Origin of the sequence: Pseudomonas sp. GM50 (assembly GCF_000282375.1) — a bacterium.
Taxonomy (GTDB): Bacteria; Pseudomonadota; Gammaproteobacteria; order Pseudomonadales; family Pseudomonadaceae; genus Aquipseudomonas.
The window spans coordinates 54,160-71,502 of sequence record NZ_AKJK01000059.1 but is presented as its reverse complement, the minus strand read 5'-3'; the positions used below and the strand labels follow the sequence as shown (position 1 = coordinate 71,502).

The 17,343-nt window shown below is 58.5% G+C and carries 12 protein-coding genes; 3 read left to right on the top strand and 9 right to left on the bottom strand.

What is annotated here, in order from left to right; genetic code table 11:
* Positions 1 to 7: 7 nt before the first annotated feature.
* Positions 8 to 1,027, bottom strand: coding sequence for an arginine/ornithine succinyltransferase subunit alpha (gene aruF / locus PMI30_RS14720; RefSeq protein ID WP_007904685.1), 1,020 nt, complete (start codon positions 1,025 to 1,027; stop codon positions 8 to 10).
* Between the two features lie 229 nt (positions 1,028 to 1,256).
* On the bottom strand, positions 1,257 to 2,477 hold the full coding sequence (locus PMI30_RS14725; RefSeq protein WP_007904683.1) for an aspartate aminotransferase family protein: 1,221 nt from the start codon (positions 2,475 to 2,477) through the stop codon (positions 1,257 to 1,259).
* A gap of 304 nt (positions 2,478 to 2,781) precedes the next feature.
* On the opposite strand from PMI30_RS14725, the gene PMI30_RS14730 reads away from it, so the two are divergent.
* The gene (locus tag PMI30_RS14730; protein WP_338010195.1) at positions 2,782 to 7,827 is read left to right on the top strand and encodes a dermonecrotic toxin domain-containing protein; all 5,046 of its coding nucleotides are present in this window, start codon (positions 2,782 to 2,784) and stop codon (positions 7,825 to 7,827) included.
* A 24-nt stretch (positions 7,828 to 7,851) separates the two neighbouring features.
* Here the strand turns inward: PMI30_RS14730 and argR are convergent, their stop codons facing one another.
* The 7 genes from argR to acs form a co-directional block, all read right to left on the bottom strand.
* Positions 7,852 to 8,832, bottom strand: coding sequence for a transcriptional regulator ArgR (gene argR / locus PMI30_RS14735; protein ID WP_008009950.1), 981 nt, complete (start codon positions 8,830 to 8,832; stop codon positions 7,852 to 7,854).
* 246 nt (positions 8,833 to 9,078) lie between these two features.
* Positions 9,079 to 9,843, bottom strand: coding sequence for an ABC transporter ATP-binding protein (locus PMI30_RS14740; protein WP_007904680.1), 765 nt, complete (start codon positions 9,841 to 9,843; stop codon positions 9,079 to 9,081).
* 27 nt (positions 9,844 to 9,870) lie between these two features.
* A complete protein-coding gene (locus PMI30_RS14745) occupies positions 9,871 to 10,983 on the bottom strand; it encodes a M14 family metallopeptidase (RefSeq protein ID WP_008009947.1) in 1,113 nt (370 codons plus the stop codon).
* Position 10,984: 1 nt separating this feature from the next.
* Positions 10,985 to 11,683, bottom strand: a complete 699-nt coding sequence (locus PMI30_RS14750) for an ABC transporter permease (RefSeq protein WP_008009945.1) — start codon at positions 11,681 to 11,683, stop codon at positions 10,985 to 10,987.
* Positions 11,680 to 12,369, bottom strand: coding sequence for an ABC transporter permease (locus PMI30_RS14755; protein WP_007904805.1), 690 nt, complete (start codon positions 12,367 to 12,369; stop codon positions 11,680 to 11,682). The genes PMI30_RS14750 and PMI30_RS14755 overlap by 4 nt, the downstream gene beginning before the upstream one ends.
* Positions 12,370 to 12,459: 90 nt before the next feature.
* On the bottom strand, positions 12,460 to 13,233 hold the full coding sequence (locus PMI30_RS14760; protein WP_008009943.1) for an ABC transporter substrate-binding protein: 774 nt from the start codon (positions 13,231 to 13,233) through the stop codon (positions 12,460 to 12,462).
* 700 nt (positions 13,234 to 13,933) lie between these two features.
* The gene (gene acs, locus PMI30_RS14765) at positions 13,934 to 15,889 is read right to left on the bottom strand and encodes an acetate--CoA ligase (protein WP_008009941.1); all 1,956 of its coding nucleotides are present in this window, start codon (positions 15,887 to 15,889) and stop codon (positions 13,934 to 13,936) included.
* A 381-nt stretch (positions 15,890 to 16,270) separates the two neighbouring features.
* On the opposite strand from acs, the gene PMI30_RS14770 reads away from it, so the two are divergent.
* Both PMI30_RS14770 and PMI30_RS14775 read left to right on the top strand, forming a co-directional pair.
* Positions 16,271 to 16,534 carry a DUF2790 domain-containing protein gene (locus tag PMI30_RS14770; RefSeq protein WP_008009938.1) on the top strand — a complete coding sequence of 88 codons (264 nt, stop codon included), beginning with the start codon at positions 16,271 to 16,273 and terminating at the stop codon, positions 16,532 to 16,534.
* A gap of 188 nt (positions 16,535 to 16,722) precedes the next feature.
* Positions 16,723 to 17,037: a hypothetical protein gene (locus tag PMI30_RS14775; RefSeq protein WP_008009937.1), complete on the top strand. Its 315-nt coding sequence runs from the start codon at positions 16,723 to 16,725 to the stop codon at positions 17,035 to 17,037.
* Positions 17,038 to 17,343: the final 306 nt, after the last annotated feature.

Here is a 17,343-nt window from a genome sequence, read left to right as displayed (position 1 = left end):
GCAGGCGTTAAACCGCCACCAGGCGCACGCTGGCACCTTCACCGACGCCCAGGGCTTCGGCGGCTTCCAGATCCAGGGTCACGGGTTTGCCCGGCGCGTAATCGAGCTCAAGCAAAACAGCGCGGTAATCCTGCAACTGGGCGTTGGCCACCAGATACTGACGACCGGCACCTTTGACTGGCTCACCGATTTTCACCGGGACGACACGGCTTTGGGCGATCGAACGGATCCCCGAGACGCGGGCATGCAGGGTCGGGCCACCGTCGAAAATGTCGATGTAGTGATCGGTCTCGAAGCCTTCGCGCATCAGGATGTCGAAGGTGATCTGCGCCCGTGGGTGCACTTGGCCCATCGCCTCTTGAGCGGAATCCGGCAGCAACGGCACGTAGATCGGGTAATGCGGCATCAGCTCGGCCAGGAACGTGCGGCTTTTCAGGCCACACAGACGCTCGGCGGCGGCGTAGTTGAGGTCGAAGAAGTTGCGACCGATGGCATCCCAGAACGGCGAATCACCATTTTCATCGCTGTAACCGACGATCTCGGTCACCACCGAATCGGCAAAGCGCTCCGGATGGCTGGCCACGAACAACAGGCGACCACGGGAGTTGAGCTCAGCCCAAGGCGAACCCACCAACTCCGGCTTCACGTAGAAACTGGTCAGCAAACTGTTGCCGGTCAGGTCGTGGCACTGGGAGAGCACGTGGATCTTGTTGTGAATCTTCAGCTCGCGGGAGGCGTGCACGAAGGTTTCATTACGGAAACTGTAAAACGGCTCGGAATAACCGGCCGAGGCAACAATCGCCGAACAACCGACCAGTTTGCCGGTGGCCGTGTCTTCAAGGACGAAGAAATAGCTCTCTTCACCGTTGAAGCTGACTTCGGCGGCGAACGAAGCTTCGCTTGCCGCGATCTTGTCGCTCAGGCGTTCAACGTCATCCGGCAAGGAAGTGACACCAATCGGGCTGTCCGCAGCCAGACGCTGTACCTCGCCCAGATCAGCCATTTGCGCGGGGCGCATCACCAGCATGGTGTCACTCCTTAATCTCAGAACTTACAGAAGAAAAAAACCCGGGCCATCCCTGAAACAACTCAGAGTCAACTGTGGGAGCTAGCCTGCTAGCGATATCGTCCTGTCAGGCAACAATGATGTTGGCTATCAGGCCCTCATCGCTAGCAGGCTAGCTCCCACACTTTTGATCCAGCCCGAAACAAATATTTGGATCGACGCCTGAAATCATCAGGCGTCGAAGGGTCTATCAGGCTTGCGTCAGTTTTGCCGCCGCACGTTCGAAGCGGTCCAGACCGGCATCGATATCGGCGTCTTCAACCACCAGGCTTGGCGCGAAACGAATCACGTCCGGGCCGGCTTGCAGAATCATCAGGCCTTCACGCTCGGCGGCGTTGAAAATGTCTTTGGCCTTGCCTTTCCAGGCATCGCTCAGCACGCAACCGAGCAGCAGGCCCAGACCGCGGACTTCAGTAAACAGGCCGTACTTCTCGCCGATCTGCTCAAGACGGGTCTTGAACTTGTCGTGCTTGGCATTGACGCCGTTCAGCACTTCAGGCGTGTTGATCACATCAATCACCGCTTCAGCCACAGCGCACGCCAGCGGGTTGCCGCCATACGTAGTGCCGTGGGTGCCGACGACCAAGTGTTTGGCCAGGTCTTCGGTGGTCAGCATCGCTGCAATCGGGAAACCGCCGCCCAGGCTCTTGGCACTGGTGAGGATGTCCGGAGTCACGCCGTAATGCTGATAGGCGAACAGCTTGCCGCTGCGGCCCATGCCGGTCTGGACTTCGTCGAAAACCAGCAGCGCGTTATGCGCGTCGCACAGTTCACGGGCACCTTGCAGATAAGACAGCTCGGCCGGCAGTACGCCGCCTTCGCCCTGGATCGGCTCCAGAACCACCGCGCAGGTCTTGTCGGAAACAGCGGCTTTGAGCGCGGCCAGATCGTTGTAAGGCACGTGGGTGATGCCGGTGATCTTCGGACCGAAGCCGTCGGAGTACTTCGACTGGCCACCGACGTTCACGGTGAACAGGGTACGGCCGTGGAAGCTGTTGAGCGCGGCAACGATCTCGTACTTCTCGGTACCGAAACGGTCATGGGCCACGCGACGGGCCAGCTTGAAGGCGGCCTCGTTGGCTTCGGCGCCGGAGTTGCAGAAGAACACGCGCTCGGCAAAAGTGGCGTCGACCAGCTTATGGGCCAGGCGCAAGGCCGGCTCATTGGTGAACACGTTCGATACGTGCCACAGCTTGTTCGCTTGCTCGGTCAATGCAGCGACCAGCGCCGGGTGCGCATGGCCCAATACGTTAACGGCAATCCCGCCGGCGAAGTCGATCAGCTCGCGGCCAGACTGGTCCCAGACACGGGAACCGGCGCCACGCACAGGAATGAAAGCGGCAGGCGCGTAGTTGGGAACCATTACCTGGTCGAAATCGGCGCGTTCTACCGCAGCGTGCTCAACGGACATCGGAGTCTCCTGAAGAGGAACGCTCGCCTGAAACTGGCGAGCTTGGTGAGGATTGTAAGGACAGTTTTCAGCCCGGCCTTGCCGCCAAGCGACAACTTCTTATAGCGCAAACACAGGTTTTGCCCGGGTTTACGGCAATGCGACAAATACCGTCGCAAAGGCGCAGTTTAAACTGCCTGCGGGGTTTGCGGCAGGTTGCGAGGATCTTACTCATCCGGATTTTACGGTGGCGGTATATATGTACCGCACGTCGCTGGCGCTCATGGTGTTTTCTGAAGCCTTCTTAACGCCAACGGCAACCTTCATGAGCCTTACCAACGAAAATCCGGACGCTATCCATCTCGATCCGATGCCCCCCTTCAACAGGGACACCCATTACCAGCATCTGATGAGCGTCATTCCCCCTTGGCTGACGCAGGCGACCCTGCAAAAGCGTGAAGCCTTGAGAAAGGCCAAACCTCGTCTGCCAGCCGGGTTCAACAACACGCCCCGCAGCCAGCACGCCGAATTACGCACACTCAATGCCTTGCACTGGCGAGCGCAGAACCGCGTCGATCAGTCCCTGGCCAACCTGAAAAATGCCAGCGACTTTGCCGAACCGTTACTGGTAGCAGCGCTCAAGGAGCGCTTCGGCCTTGAGCTGGACGTTCACCAAACCTTTTTGCGTCTTTATATTCCCGCCCATATCCCGTGGCTGCGGCTGAAGTCGGGCGCGGCGCGCATCTGGACGGTGTCACTGCTGGACGCCGCACTGCACAACTTCGAAAGCGGCGAAACCCAAGACGATGCGTTCGAGGCGGCGTCGACCTACATCAGCCCACCCTCGCCCACCGGACAATTCAATGAACTGCCGCACGTCTTGAGACAAATGCCGATCAGCGCATTTACCCGGCTCTGCCGGGACCTGGATATCGGCGAACACTATAAAAAATACCTCGAAGAGAATCTGGGCATCAGCAATCCAGTCGTCGCGAGCCTCCTGCAATCCCGAGTACGCGACAGCCAGAAGGCGGCACTCACCGCCGCCCTGTACATGGCAAAGCTGCAAAGCTGTGTCGGTGCCGATCCTCATCGCCTGATCCAGAGCATCAGCGATGGCTTACACCCTTCGCGACTGCGCGGCCACTCGTGGTTCTGCCACGAACTGAGCATCATGAACGCCCGCCTGACCGGTATTGTGCTGTTCGGCCCGAACCTGGAGCTCGTGCGCGAAGCGGCCCGAGTAGTGGCCTACATTCCTGACGACCCCGAGCATCCGCTCAAGGAGTACCCCTCCACCGCCGCATTCGCCCAAGAGCTGATCCAGCGCCTGCGCACTCATGACTACCAGACGTTCTTCAGTCGCTTTATCGATCATCAGGACCGTGGGCACTTCTTCGGACAATTGAATGATCGACTTGCCCCCATCACCTGGCAACCGATCCAGCCCGGCGATGCGCGTCCCACCTGGAGAGAAAACCCTGATCACCGACCCAATCTCCAGATTGCCGCGACGCCGATTAACGGCGACCTGTGGGTGCATCTTTACCGCCGAAAACTCGACAAGATCCTCAACGATGCACGAGTCATCGCGGTCTCCACCGCAACGGTCGACCAAAAAGCCCGCTGGGCGCTATGGGACTCCTTCAGTGAAATCGCCTCGGCATTGATCAACATCGTCGCGTTCGTCGCCCTGCCGTTTGTGCCGTTTCTCGGCGAGTTGATGCTGGCCTACATGGCTTACCAGTTACTCGACGAAACCTTCGAAAGCATTGTCGACTGGGCAGAAGGCCTGTCCCTTGAAGCCTTCGAGCATTTCATGGGCGTGGTTGAGTCGGCGGTGCAACTGGGCACATTTGCAGCGGGAGGTGTTATTGCAGCGAGCGAATTCCGGGCTGTTCTACCCCGGGAAATCGTGCAGTTCATCGACCGCTTCAATCCGGTAAAAACTCCTAATGGCGACACCCGCTACTGGAAGCCCGATTTGAGCACCTACGAACAACCCGTCGCACTCCCCACCGATGTCAAACCCGATGAGTTCGGGCTGCACCATCACACTGGAAAAACCCTGCTGGCGCTGGAAAACAAACGCTATGACGTGTCCCGGGATCCAGTGACCGGCGAGTATCGCATCGAACACCCGACTCGCCCCGAAGCCTACAAACCCGCGCTGAAGCACAACGGCAACGGCGCGTGGCAGACCGAGGTCGACCAGCCGCTGAGCTGGGATCAGGCCACTGTCTTGCGCCGTATCGGCCCCGACATGCAGCGCTTTTCGGCGCAAATGCGTGAACGAATGCTCAGCATCAGCAACTGCCATGAGAACGCCCTGCGCAAGATGCATGTGAATGCCGGGCAACTACCGCCATTGCTGGCCGATACGCTCAAACGCTTCAAGATCGATCAGGACATCCAGACCTTCATCGACCTGATCGGCAGCGAACAGCCGAACGACTACCAGAAAGCGGACTTCATCACGCAACTGGAACTGCTCTATGACTACAACTACTGGCCCGCTGACAAAGGGTTGCGACTGGTCGATGCAAAAGCGCGAACCCTTTGGGAACGCAGCACCGCCAACCAACCCGTGGTGCAGATCAATCAAACGCAATTGAGCAACGGCGACCTGATCAAAACGCTGTTTGTGAGGCTCGGGGAAAGCGAAACCAGAACGCTGATGGGTGAAAGTTTCGGCACACCATCTCCCAGCCTCGACACCCGCGCCCGCACATTGCGCAGGGCACTAAAAGCACTCGCCGAGAGCAAGCGGGAAACCCTGTTCGACAATCGATACCGTCGGCTCGAACGCACCACCTCCCCGCTGGCGCAAAAACTCATCGACGCCGAACACGGTTTACCGACCAGCGTGGCAGAAGCACTGCTGCAAACCGCCAGCGATCAAGAGCTGCAACAACTTGAGCGCGGTACCTTGTCCAAACGCCTCACACAGCTCACCCGTGAAGCCCGGGAACACGTCAGGGTGACCCGAGCTTACGAAGGTCTGGAGATCAGCTCTGGCGCCAACAACCCCGACACCGATCGACTGGCCCTGCACACCCTGAAGCGACTGCCTGGCTGGTCGGGGCAGTTGCGCCTGGAGATCCGTGAGTACGCCCATGACGGACGTCTGCTCGACAGTATCGGCAATGCCGATGCACCGACCCGCAAAGTACTTGCACTGAATCCAGACGGAACCTATCAGGCCTATGACGACACGGGTCTTGAGCTCAGCGGCGCGAACACGTTCTACCTTGATCTGCTGCAGGCGCTGCCCGACAGCGAGCGCTCGGCGCTGGGCATCCACATCGGCGAGGGTGAAAAACTCAGGCAACTGATTCGCGCGCACGCCCTGAACCGCGATGAACTGCTCACGGTCCTGGCGCAACATCCGGTTCTGAAACCCACCTACGACCCGACCGTCATGCGCTTGCTCGGTGGCACAGAGGGCTACCATCGCGCGCCGTTCGGTACGCCGACATTACAATCCCACGCCCATCAGCTGTTTCCCCAGCTGTCGCGCGAGGAACTGCAAACCTTTGTCGAGCGGTTACAACGGCACCCGACCGGCCCACGGGCAGAACTGACCCGACTCATGGTCAGTCACGCCCAATTGAGCAATGACCTGCACCTCTGGCGTAACGAAATCCCGCAGTTGCTGCCGGATACTCCGATCAGAATCACCCCTGAGCAATTCAGCATTCAGCAGCGAAATCGCCGACACCTGGCGGATGAATTGCTCGACTGCTGGCGACAACAAGCCTCACTGCGCGGCGGCGAGGATCAGCTTGTCGAGTTCAGTTTTTCCCAACCGATACTGGGCGAGCTTCCGGTACTCAGCGAAAGCTTCAGTCACGTGACAAGCCTTTCGCTGGATGGCCATATCGCCACCCGTGGAATGCATGAGTTCTTGCGAGGGTTCTCAGGCTTGCGCCGCCTGGCCTTGCGCGGTTTCACCCTGAATCATCTTCCAGAAACCATCGTGCAATCGCCAAACCTCACCGAACTGATTCTCAGCGAATGTGCCATCACCCTTACCCCACAGAGTCATGCCACCCTGGCAGCGCTGAACAAACTGGTGCTTCTGGACCTGTACAAAAACCCGCTGGGGCTCAGCCCCACTGTCGAGAACATGCCGCAGCTGAGCTACATCGACGTATCGGACACCGGCATTTCCGGCTTCCCGGCCGGTGTACTGACCCGCCCACACCTTCGCACCATTCTGCTCAATGACAACAGCCTCCAGGAGCTGCCCGCCGCGCTCTTCGATCTCCCCTCCACGACCAGAGATGGCGTGGACCTGGGTGGTAACCCGCTCTCTACTGCTGCCCGCGAGCGCATAAAAAAACATTTCGGCTACACGCGTCAGGACTTCGGCGTGTTTGCCGAACAGGCGGATGTCAATCGAGTGCAAACGCTTTACCCGAGCATGGATCATGAAGAAGCGAGTGAGTTTATCTATCTGCTACCCGGCACACTGGCCGACGGCAGAGTGGAGATCACGCGCCTTGAAACCGAATTCAACACCCTCGGCAATGAGCTGTCAGCCTGGACGGCAAACGTCCCGGCGATGCACCCGACGAGCGGCGCTCCGTTCACCGCGCAGCAATTGCTCGAAGAACACTCGATCCGGGATGAATTCAAACGGATTGTGGAACGTTGCTGGCGCCGGCAAACCGATCTGGACGACTTCAATCAGCACCTTCAGCCCACCTACGAGCTGACCCTGCCCACCGTCATTACCGGTGACCTGCCGGCGATGCGTGCAGACTTCAGTCACGTTTCGTTGCTGTATCTGCACAGTGATGATGGATTGACCTCAGGGGCCGGACGCTTTCTGGAGAGTTTCCCCCAGCTCAAAGGGCTGACCATCCGAAACTACCGACAGGAGAGTCTCCCCGAACCAATTTTCAGGATGGGCGAACTGACCGCACTGTCGATGACCGATTGCCAACTCACCCTGACTGCGCAAAGTGCGCTGGAATTGGCACAGATGGAGCGCCTGGACTACCTGGACCTGAGCTACAACCCGCTGGGTGCCACACCAGATGTGAGTCAGATGCCCCATCTCACGACCCTGCTGCTGAACAACACCGGCATCACCGAATTGCCGCCGGGCCTGTTGCAACTCAAATCCCTGGACACCGTGGACCTGAGCGCAAATGCGATCACCCATATACCCGCCGACATTCTGGAATTGTCGCTGGACGTCGGCGAGGGCATCAATCTGAGAGGCAACCCGCTGTCTGAAGAAAGCGTGCAGCGGCTGATCAGTTATTTCCAGCAGACAGGCGTCGACTTCGGCGTCGATGAGGTCATTGATTACGCGGAAGTGGAGATGTCATCGTCCGAAGGCTCTGACGTCGATGAGTGATCGACGCCAGACTTAACGACAGGGTCAACCGCGTTCGGACGGCACCGACGACAACTCGAACGGGCTACTGCTGCGCCGCTGGTTACGATCTTCCCGCGGCGTGGCGCCGAAGAAGTTGCGGTAGGCACTAGAGAAATGCGGCCCCGAAGAGAAGCCACACGACAGGCCGATCTGGATGATCGACTTGCTGGTTTGCATCAACATCTGCCGGGCCTTGTTCAGGCGCAATTCCAGGTAATACTGGCTCGGCACACGGTTGAGGTATTGCTTGAAGATCCGCTCCAGCTGCCGACGGGATACGCACACGTGCTGGGCGATTTCGTCGGTGGTCAGCGGCTCTTCGATGTTGGCTTCCATCAGCAACACCGCTTGGGTGAGCTTCGGATGACTGGAGCCCAAGCGGTTCTGCAACGGAATACGCTGGCGCTCGCCGCCCTCACGGATGCGTTCGACCACCAGCTCTTCCGACACCGCACCGGCCAGTTCGGCACCGTGATCACGGGCCAGCACCGCCAACAGCAAGTCAAGCACCGACAAGCCACCGCATGCAGTGAGGCGATCGCGATCCCAGTCGAACAGATGACTGGTGGCAATCACCTTCGGGAAGCGCTCGGCGAAATCGTCCTGCCAGCGCCAATGCACGGCAGCGCGATAACCGTCGAGCAAACCCAACTGCGCCAACGGGTAAACACCGGCCGACAAACCGCCGATCACACAACCGGCGCGCACCAGTTGTTTCAGCGCACTGCTGAGCGCCGGCGCGAGCGAGGTCGGTGGTTCGTCGGCGAGCAGGAACAGTTTCTGGAAGTTTTCGAGCTTGCCGGCCCACGGTTCACCCGGCAATTGCCAGGCACCTTCGGTCGGCGGTTCGGCCTGCAAGAACGACAGCTCGTAAACAACGTCCGGGTGCACACGCTGGGCAACACGCAAGGCCTCCTCAGCCAGCGCAAGCGTCAGAGCTTTAGTGCTGGGCCAAATCAGGAAACCAATTCGATGGGCAGTCATGGCGGGCAATCCGAAACGAAGAACAGTGATGAAGGCATGGGCCAATGCTAGCCCGTAAATGAACGCAAATCTCAAAACCGATGGAAATCAAACTGTGGGAGCTGGCCTGCCAGCGATGGCGGTGTGCCTGTGCCAAAGATGCAAACTGGCCCACCCCTATCGCTGGCAGGCCAGCTCCCACAGGGATCGGGACCGACCTCTAAATCGCGAAGCATGCACTATCCCGGTGCACAACGGCAGTCCTGATTATTTCAAGCTGCCAGACAGGAATTGCTGCAAACGTTCAGACTGCGGATTGACCAGCACTTCGCGCGGGTTGCCGCTTTCTTCGACGACGCCTTTGTGCAGGAAAACCAGTTGGTTCGACACTTCACGGGCAAAGCCCATTTCGTGCGTTACCACCACCATCGTCCGGCCTTCCTGTGCCAGGGCCTGCATGACTTTCAGCACGTCACCGACCAATTCCGGGTCGAGGGCCGAGGTCGGTTCGTCGAACAGCATCACCTCAGGCTCCATCGCCAGCGCACGGGCAATCGCCACACGCTGCTGCTCGCCACCGGACATATGGCCAGGGTAAGCATCTTTGCGATGAGCGACACCGACCTTGTTCAGGTAATGCTCGGCCTTCTCGCGGGCTTCGGTCTTGGACATGCCGAGCACGTGGACCGGCGCTTCCATGATGTTTTCCATCGCGGTCATGTGCGACCACAGATTGAAATGCTGGAACACCATCGACAGGCGCGAACGCATGCGTTGCAGCTGTTTCGGGTCGGCGGCTTTCAGCGCGCCGTCCTTGTTGGCGACCAGTTTCAACTCTTCGTTGTTGAGCAGAATCTTGCCCGCGTGCGGCTGCTCGAGCAGGTTGATGCAGCGCAGGAAAGTACTTTTGCCGGAGCCACTGGAGCCGATGATGCTGATCACATCGCCAGCCGCCGCTTTCAGGGACACGCCCTTGAGCACTTCGTGACTGCCATAGCGTTTATGCAGGTCTTGGACTTCAAGTTTGTACATGCGGTCGGTTCTCACAAAAACAGTCAGTCAGTCGTTGAGCAAGCGCCCGTGACGCAGCGCTTCGCGCCCCGCCACCTTGGCCAGCCAGAAACCGGGTTGGGCATAACGCAGCCGTTCAATGGCAAACAGCACCCCGGACGTACCAGCACACACCGTGCTGACCCGATCCGATAACGGATCGATCACTTCAAAAATCTCGTCGCCCGCTTCAACCCACTCACCGGGTTTACGCAGGAAACTCACCACGCCCGGATGCGGCGCGAACAGCAATTCGGTGCCTTCGAACGGCATGCCTTCGCAAGCGTCTTGCGCAGGTTTTGGCCACTCACCGCTAATCAAGCCTTGTTCGGCGAGGAACGCCAGAATGCCTTCGGCGTAAGCCTCCGCCTCTGGGCGACCGGTATCCGACTGACCACCCAATTCAATGGTAGTCGCCAGGCACGCCAGTGGAATCTGCGCGTCCGGAAACAGACGCGACAGACGCAGCCATGGCAGCGAGCACGCTTCATCAAAGGAGCTGCCGCCGGAATCTTCCGCCAGCAGACCGACCTTGACGTTCAAGTGCGCAGCCAGTGAACGCCAATGCGGCCAGTGTTGCGGCAAGGCGTACATGTGCAGCGCCGCTTCGCAATCACAATGCAAATCCAGCACCACGTCGGCGGTGCAGGCATGGCTGAGCAAAATGCGCTGCATGCCTTGCAGCTGACTGGCAGCCGGTGGCAATGCAGCCAGCACATCGCTCATGGTTTCACGGATCAAACGGATATTGGCGTGAGGATCGTCACCCAGGTGCCCTTGCAGCTCAGCGGCCACGGGCTCGCTCAGTTCGACGAAGTCCCGGTTGAAGTTCTTGCCGCTGCCGGCCTCGAAACGCCCCTGATGGTTACCCTGAAGCAGTTGACCGAGGCCCAGTGGGTTGGCCACCGGCACCAGTTCGATCACGCCATTGAGCAAGCCTTGGGCTTCGAGTTCGCTCAGGCGCTTTTTCAGCTCCCAGGCGGTACGCATCCCCGGCAGTTCATCGGCGTGCAGGCTGGCCTGGATGTAGGCTTTGCGCTCGCCAGTACCGAAGCGGAACACCGAAATCTGGCGTTCGCTGCCCAGGTGGCTCCACGGCAATACATGATCGATGCGTTCCATATCAGTGCTTCCGCGGGGCCAGATAGCCCAGCCAGCGGTGCTCGGCCATCTTGAACAGGCGCACCAGAATGAAGGTCAGGCACAGGTAGAACACGCCGGCGGTGATGTAGGCTTCGAACGGCAAGTAGAACTGAGCGTTGACCGTGCGCGCGGCACCGGTGATGTCAATCAGGGTCACGATGGACGCCAGACTGGTGGTCTGCAGCATCATGATCACTTCGTTGCTGTACTGCGGCAGTGCCCGGCGCAGGGCCGACGGCAACAGGATCCGCTTGTACATTTTGAAGCGCGACATGCCCATGGCCTTGGCCGCTTCGATCTCGCCGTTCGGCGTGGCACGCAGGCTGCCGGCGATGATTTCAGCGGTGTAGGCGCTGGTGTTGATGGCGAAGGCCAGGCACGCACAGAACGTGGCGCTGGACAGCCATGGCCAGAGGAAGCTTTCACGCACCGCTTCGAACTGCGCCAGACCGTAGTAGATCAAAAACAGCTGCACCAGCATTGGCGTGCCGCGAATCACGTAGGTGAACAGCCAGGCACTCATGTTGACGACCGGCTGCTTGGAGACGCGCATCAGCCCCAGCGGCAACGCCGCCAGCAGACCGAAAAACAGCGACAGCGCGAGCAGTTTGAGGGTGGTCACCAGGCCGCCGAGGTACAGCGGCAAGGCCTCCCAAATGACGTTGTAGTCGAAGATCATAGATCAGCCGCCCTTACGCCTACCGAGTAGCGCTTCTCAAGGTGACGCAATGCCAGCAACGAGACGCTGGTAATCACCAGGTACATCGCCGCCACTGCGAGGAAGAAGGTGAATGGCTCGCGGGTAGCGTCTGCCGCCTGCTTGGCCTTGAACATCATGTCTTGCAGACCGACCACCGAAATCAGCGCAGTCGCCTTGGTCAGTACCAGCCAGTTGTTGGTAAAACCCGGAATCGCCAGACGAATCATCTGCGGCACCAACACCCGGAAGAACACCTGAAAACTACTCATGCCGTACGCCATGCCGGCTTCCGCCTGCCCCTTCGGGATTGCCATGAAGGCACCACGGAAAGTTTCCGACAGGTACGCACCGAAGATGAAACCCAGGGTGCCAATACCGGCGGCCAACGGGTTCAGGTCGATGTAATCGTCATAGCCGAGCATCGGCGCGACGCGGTTGAGCAGGTCCTGGCCGCCGTAGAAAATCAGCAGGATCAGCACCAGATCGGGAATACCGCGGATCACCGTGGAATACAGATCGCCCAGCCAGGCCAGCCAGCGTATTGGGGACAGACGCAGCGCAACGCCGATCAGACCCAGAACAATGGCCAAGACCATGGACGACAAGGCGAGCTGAAGCGTCAGCCATGCGCCATCGAGGATGACAGCCCCGTAGCCTTTCAACATGATTCAGGTCCTCGAAAGTTGGGATGAAAAAATGGCGCAAACCTCAGAGATCCTGTTGCTTGCGCCATTTCGGACTTGTTGCGGGGACGATTACTTGCCGTAGATATCGAAGGCGAAGTACTTGTCCTGGATTTGCTTGTACTTGCCGTTCTCGCGAATGGCCGCGATCGCGGTGTTGATCTTGTCTTTCAGCGCGTCGCCCTTGCGAACCGCGATACCCACGCCGTCGCCGAAGTATTTGACGTCGGTGAAGGCCGGGCCAACGAAAGCGAAACCTTTACCGGCGTCGGTTTTCAGGAAGCCGTCATCCAGCAGCGTAGCGTCTGCCACGGTGCCGTCGAGGCGGCCAGCGGCCACGTCGAGGTAGATTTCGTTCTGCGAACCGTAAGGCTTGATCTCGGCACCCAGCGGGGCCAGGACTTCGCGGGCGAAACGCTCGTGGATCGAACCACGTTGCACGCCGATGTTCTTGCCCTTCAACTCAGCCAGATTTTCGCTGACCTGAGTGCCGGCCTTCATGACCAGGCGAGCCGGGGTGTTGTAGTACTTGTTGGTGAAGTCCACGGACTTCTTGCGGTCTTCGGTGATCGACATGGACGACAGGATCGCGTCGATCTTGCGCACTTTCAGTGCCGGGATCAGGCCGTCGAACTCTTGCTCGACCCACACGCACTTGACCTTCATCTCTTCGCACAGGGCGTTGCCGATGTCGTAGTCGAAACCCACGATGCTGCCGTCCGGCGCTTTGGAGGCGAACGGAGGGTAAGCTGCTTCGATACCGATTTTTACGGGCTTGTCATCGGCGAAGGTCGGCAGGGACAGCACGGACAGTGCCAGGGCGCCAAGCAGCACAAGTTTCTTCATCTTGGGACTCCATCGGTAAAGGGCAAAAACGGCAGAGTGAGCGACAGCCCAATATGCGAATGGGTTAAACCGTAAAGCGGTGCTGCGTCCTAGGAACCGTACGCTGATTTCAACGCAGGCAACGACGAGCGAGTGATCGGCATTCTAACGACAGGCCCGAAGCCGATATTTCTTCAATGCGACAACAAATTACAGATGCACCGAGAAAGCCGCTTGAGCGCGTTGACAGCCTTGCAATTTCATGCAAGAGCAAAAGACAGTGAACCGATCTATATTGCAAATTGCGGGCCTATTATTGGCAAACCCTTCTAATCCGGCAAGCGCAGCGTGGTGTCTTATTTTTCATGCCGGGTTGAGAGGCCCTGAAACGGGGCTTTGCGTTTCCCATCGCCCCGTAGCGGAGCGCGCGGTTACACATTCAGTTACTTGAAGGGTGATGGGTAACAGTGGGAATGGGCCTACGGCGCAAGTCGATAATTATTGGACGTTGTTTATGCGGTGTCGGACAGATTGCTTTCGCGAGCAGGCTCGCTCCCACAGGTTTTTCGGGGATGACTTAGATTTCATGCACTCCACAAATCCCTGTGGGAGCGAGCCTGCTCGCGAAGAGGCCAGAGCAGACAACACAAAATCATCAGGCAACAAAAAGCCCCACCAGGCTCAACACCTGACAGGGCTTCGATGACTCAGGAATCGGCGCTTACGCGACGTTCATGGTCTTGTGCGTATCAATCAAATGCTGCACCACACCCGGATCGGCCAGGGTCGAAATATCCCCCAACCCATCGTATTCCGCCGTCGCAATCTTGCGCAGAATCCGGCGCATGATCTTGCCCGAACGGGTTTTCGGCAGCCCTGGCGCCCACTGGATGACATCCGGTGAAGCAATCGGGCCGATCTCTTTACGCACCCAGTTTTTCAGCTCCAGACGCAGCTGCTCGCTTGGCTCTTCGCCACCGATCAACGTGACGTAGACATAAATGCCCTGCCCCTTGATGTCGTGCGGCACACCGACCACCGCCGCCTCGGCGACTTTCGGGTGAGCGACCATCGCGCTTTCGATCTCGGCGGTGCCCATGCGGTGCCCGGAAACGTTGAGTACGTCATCCACGCGACCGGTGATCCAGTAGTAACCATCGGCATCACGACGCGCACCGTCACCGGTGAAGTACATGCCACGGAACGTCTTGAAGTAGGTATCGACGAAGCGGTCATGGTCGCCATACAGCGTGCGCGCCTGGCCTGGCCACGAGTCGAGAATCACCAGGTTACCCTCGGCAACGCCTTCGATGATGTTGCCCAGGTTATCCACCAGCGCCGGCACCACGCCGAAGAACGGCCGTGCCGCAGAGCCCGGTTTCAGACCGTGAGCGCCCGGCAGCGGGCTCATCATGTTGCCGCCTGTTTCGGTCTGCCACCAGGTATCGACGATCGGGCAACGGGATTGGCCGACGTTCTTGTAGTACCAATCCCACGCTTCCGGGTTAATCGGCTCACCGACCGAACCCAACAGACGCAGGCTGCTGCCATCGGCGCCTTCTACAGCGGCGGTGCCCGACGCCATCATCGCGCGGATCGCGGTAGGTGCGGTGTAGAGGATGTTGACCTTGTGCTTGTCGACGATCTTCGCCACCCGGGTGATGTCCGGATAGTTCGGCACGCCTTCGAACAGCAGCGTGGTCGCGCCATTGGCCAACGGACCATAGACGATATAGGTGTGGCCGGTGACCCAGCCGACGTCGGCGGTGCACCAGTAGATTTCGCCCGGACGGTAGTCGAACACGCGCTCGTGGGTCATCGCCGCATACAGCAGGTAACCGCCGGTGGTGTGCTGCACGCCCTTCGGCTTGCCGGTGGAGCCGGAGGTATAAAGGATGAACAGCGCTTCTTCAGCACCCATCTCTTTCGGCGCGCAGACACTGCCTGCCACTTTCATCAGGTCTTCGTACCAGATGTCGCGATGCTGGTTCCACTTGATGTTGCCACCGGTGCGCTTGCACACGATGACTTTCTGAATGCTGCTGGTTTCCGGGTTGGTCAGCGCGTCGTCGACGTTGGACTTGAGCGGGATCTTCTTGCCGGCACGAATGCCTTCGTCGGCAGTGATCACCACTTTCGAGCGGCAATCGATGATCCGACCGGCCAGGGCTTCCGGCGAGAAACCACCGAACACCACCGAGTGAATCGCGCCGATCCGGGTGCAGGCCAGCATGGCGACCACGGCTTCGGGGATCATCGGCATATAGATAGTCACCACGTCGCCGCGGTGCACATCCTGGCCGCGCAGGGCGTTGGCGAACTTGCAGACTTGTTCGTGCAGCTCGCGGTAGGTGATGTTGCGACTTTCGGCAGGGTCATCCCCTTCCCAAATAATCGCGATTTGATCGCCGCGCTCGGCCAGATGACGGTCGAGGCAGTTGTAGGAAACGTTCAGCGTGCCGTCGGCGAACCACTTGATGTCGACATGGTGATCGTCGAAGGACGTCTGCTTCACCGTGGTGAAAGGCTTGATCCAGTCGAGGCGCTTGGCTTGTTCGCGCCAGAAGCCGTCCGGGTTGACGACCGACTGCTGGTACATGGCCTTATAGGTGGCCTCGTCAGTCAGCGTGTTGGCTGCTACCTCGGGACGAACGGGATACAAAGAAGCCGCACTCATCTTTCTTACCTCGGTGGAATAGTTGTTTTTGTATGCCCCCAGTTGTAGCCGGGCGGGGCCTATAGAACCATTCGACGATGGTAGTAACAAGCCCCTACAAAATGTGGCTATACCGCAACAAGGCGCTCAACCCCGGTTATCTACAGGGGGCGTACAGCGTATTCGGGGATTGTTACCGAATTTGCCAAAGGTGTTTATCAAAAGCACGGCTATATGCACGCCACCCCCAGGCCTAAAATCGGTCTCGCCAACAAGGCAACGTGATTAACCCAGTTGCAGCCCCCACGAAGGCAGTTAATCCAAGACTCTTTTATCAAAGCTCCACACGCAATCCCAAAAAGATTGCGTGACCCCATTCGACCTCAGAAAGGTAAATTTGAAATGAAAGCTTTATGGGTTCTGGTCCTCAGCAGTCTGTGCGCAACCGCCATGGCGGATGACGTCCCGACTGATGCCGCACAGCAACAACCCGCCATTGAGGAATACACCTACTCCACCCACCTGGACATCGCCAAAGTCATATCGATGAGCGAAATCCCGAATGTCTGCGAAGTGGTTCCAGCCAAAATGGAATACGACGACTCCAAAGGTCAGCGACACATTCTGCGCTACAGCGTCATGGGTAACGGCTGCTCTAACGGCTGATCACCCGCTCTCCCCCTCCCAAGGTTCGACCCACCCGCCCGCAATTAAGGCAGATGAAGCGCCGAACCTTATATATCGATTTATACGATTTATTTAAGCGTATATTTGCGCTTTTTAATCAATTTAACTGGCGTAGTCTGAATTCCACACCCAAGGCACAAAACGCCAACGAACCTGGAGCCACTACCATGAAAACCAAACTGATCCTCGCCCTGACCCTTTCCGTCCTGGCCGCTAACACCTTCGCCGCCGATGGCTACGACCGCACTGGCTCGGCTGCTTTCACCACTGAAGCGGCTGTCGCTTCTGATGGTTACGACCATACCGGCTCGGCCTCCTTCGCTGCCGATGGTGCTGATCACGTTGGTGCAGGCAAACTCGCTTCTGACGGTTTTGATCACACTGGTGCCGCCAAAGTCGCTGCGGATGGCTTCGATCACACCGGTGCAGCCAAGGTCGCTGCGGATGGTGCAGATCACGTTGGCGCGGCTCGTCTCAGCTAATAAATGAGAACGACTTCACAGCCCGACACTGGTCGGGCTTAGTTGTGTCTGGAGCTACCGAAAACCGACTCAAAACACAACATGTAGTGAAAAAGGCAGTTTTTGATTGTTTTTTGAACAAAAATAATCGAGCGCTAAAATTTATGAAAAAAAAATCTGCACCCCTGATAGCAGCCAAAGCCCTGTAAACCCTCACTCCGGCCTAAAAACGCCTCCTGCCTCCCCTTCTCAGTGCCATTTCGTCGCACCACGCGGCCAAAAATTTCCCTATAATGCGGCGTAAATCGGGCCTGCAATATTCCCTTA

Coding starts and splice junctions, on each gene's coding strand:
- aruF (WP_007904685.1), bottom strand. CDS start 1,027: ATGCTGGTGATGCGCCCCGCGCAAATGGCTGATCTGGGCGAGGTACAG.
- PMI30_RS14725 (WP_007904683.1), bottom strand. CDS start 2,477: ATGTCCGTTGAGCACGCTGCGGTAGAACGCGCCGATTTCGACCAGGTA.
- PMI30_RS14730 (WP_338010195.1), top strand. CDS start 2,782: ATGAGCCTTACCAACGAAAATCCGGACGCTATCCATCTCGATCCGATG.
- argR (WP_008009950.1), bottom strand. CDS start 8,832: ATGACTGCCCATCGAATTGGTTTCCTGATTTGGCCCAGCACTAAAGCT.
- PMI30_RS14740 (WP_007904680.1), bottom strand. CDS start 9,843: ATGTACAAACTTGAAGTCCAAGACCTGCATAAACGCTATGGCAGTCAC.
- PMI30_RS14745 (WP_008009947.1), bottom strand. CDS start 10,983: ATGGAACGCATCGATCATGTATTGCCGTGGAGCCACCTGGGCAGCGAA.
- PMI30_RS14750 (WP_008009945.1), bottom strand. CDS start 11,683: ATGATCTTCGACTACAACGTCATTTGGGAGGCCTTGCCGCTGTACCTC.
- PMI30_RS14755 (WP_007904805.1), bottom strand. CDS start 12,369: ATGTTGAAAGGCTACGGGGCTGTCATCCTCGATGGCGCATGGCTGACG.
- PMI30_RS14760 (WP_008009943.1), bottom strand. CDS start 13,233: ATGAAGAAACTTGTGCTGCTTGGCGCCCTGGCACTGTCCGTGCTGTCC.
- acs (WP_008009941.1), bottom strand. CDS start 15,889: ATGAGTGCGGCTTCTTTGTATCCCGTTCGTCCCGAGGTAGCAGCCAAC.
- PMI30_RS14770 (WP_008009938.1), top strand. CDS start 16,271: ATGAAAGCTTTATGGGTTCTGGTCCTCAGCAGTCTGTGCGCAACCGCC.
- PMI30_RS14775 (WP_008009937.1), top strand. CDS start 16,723: ATGAAAACCAAACTGATCCTCGCCCTGACCCTTTCCGTCCTGGCCGCT.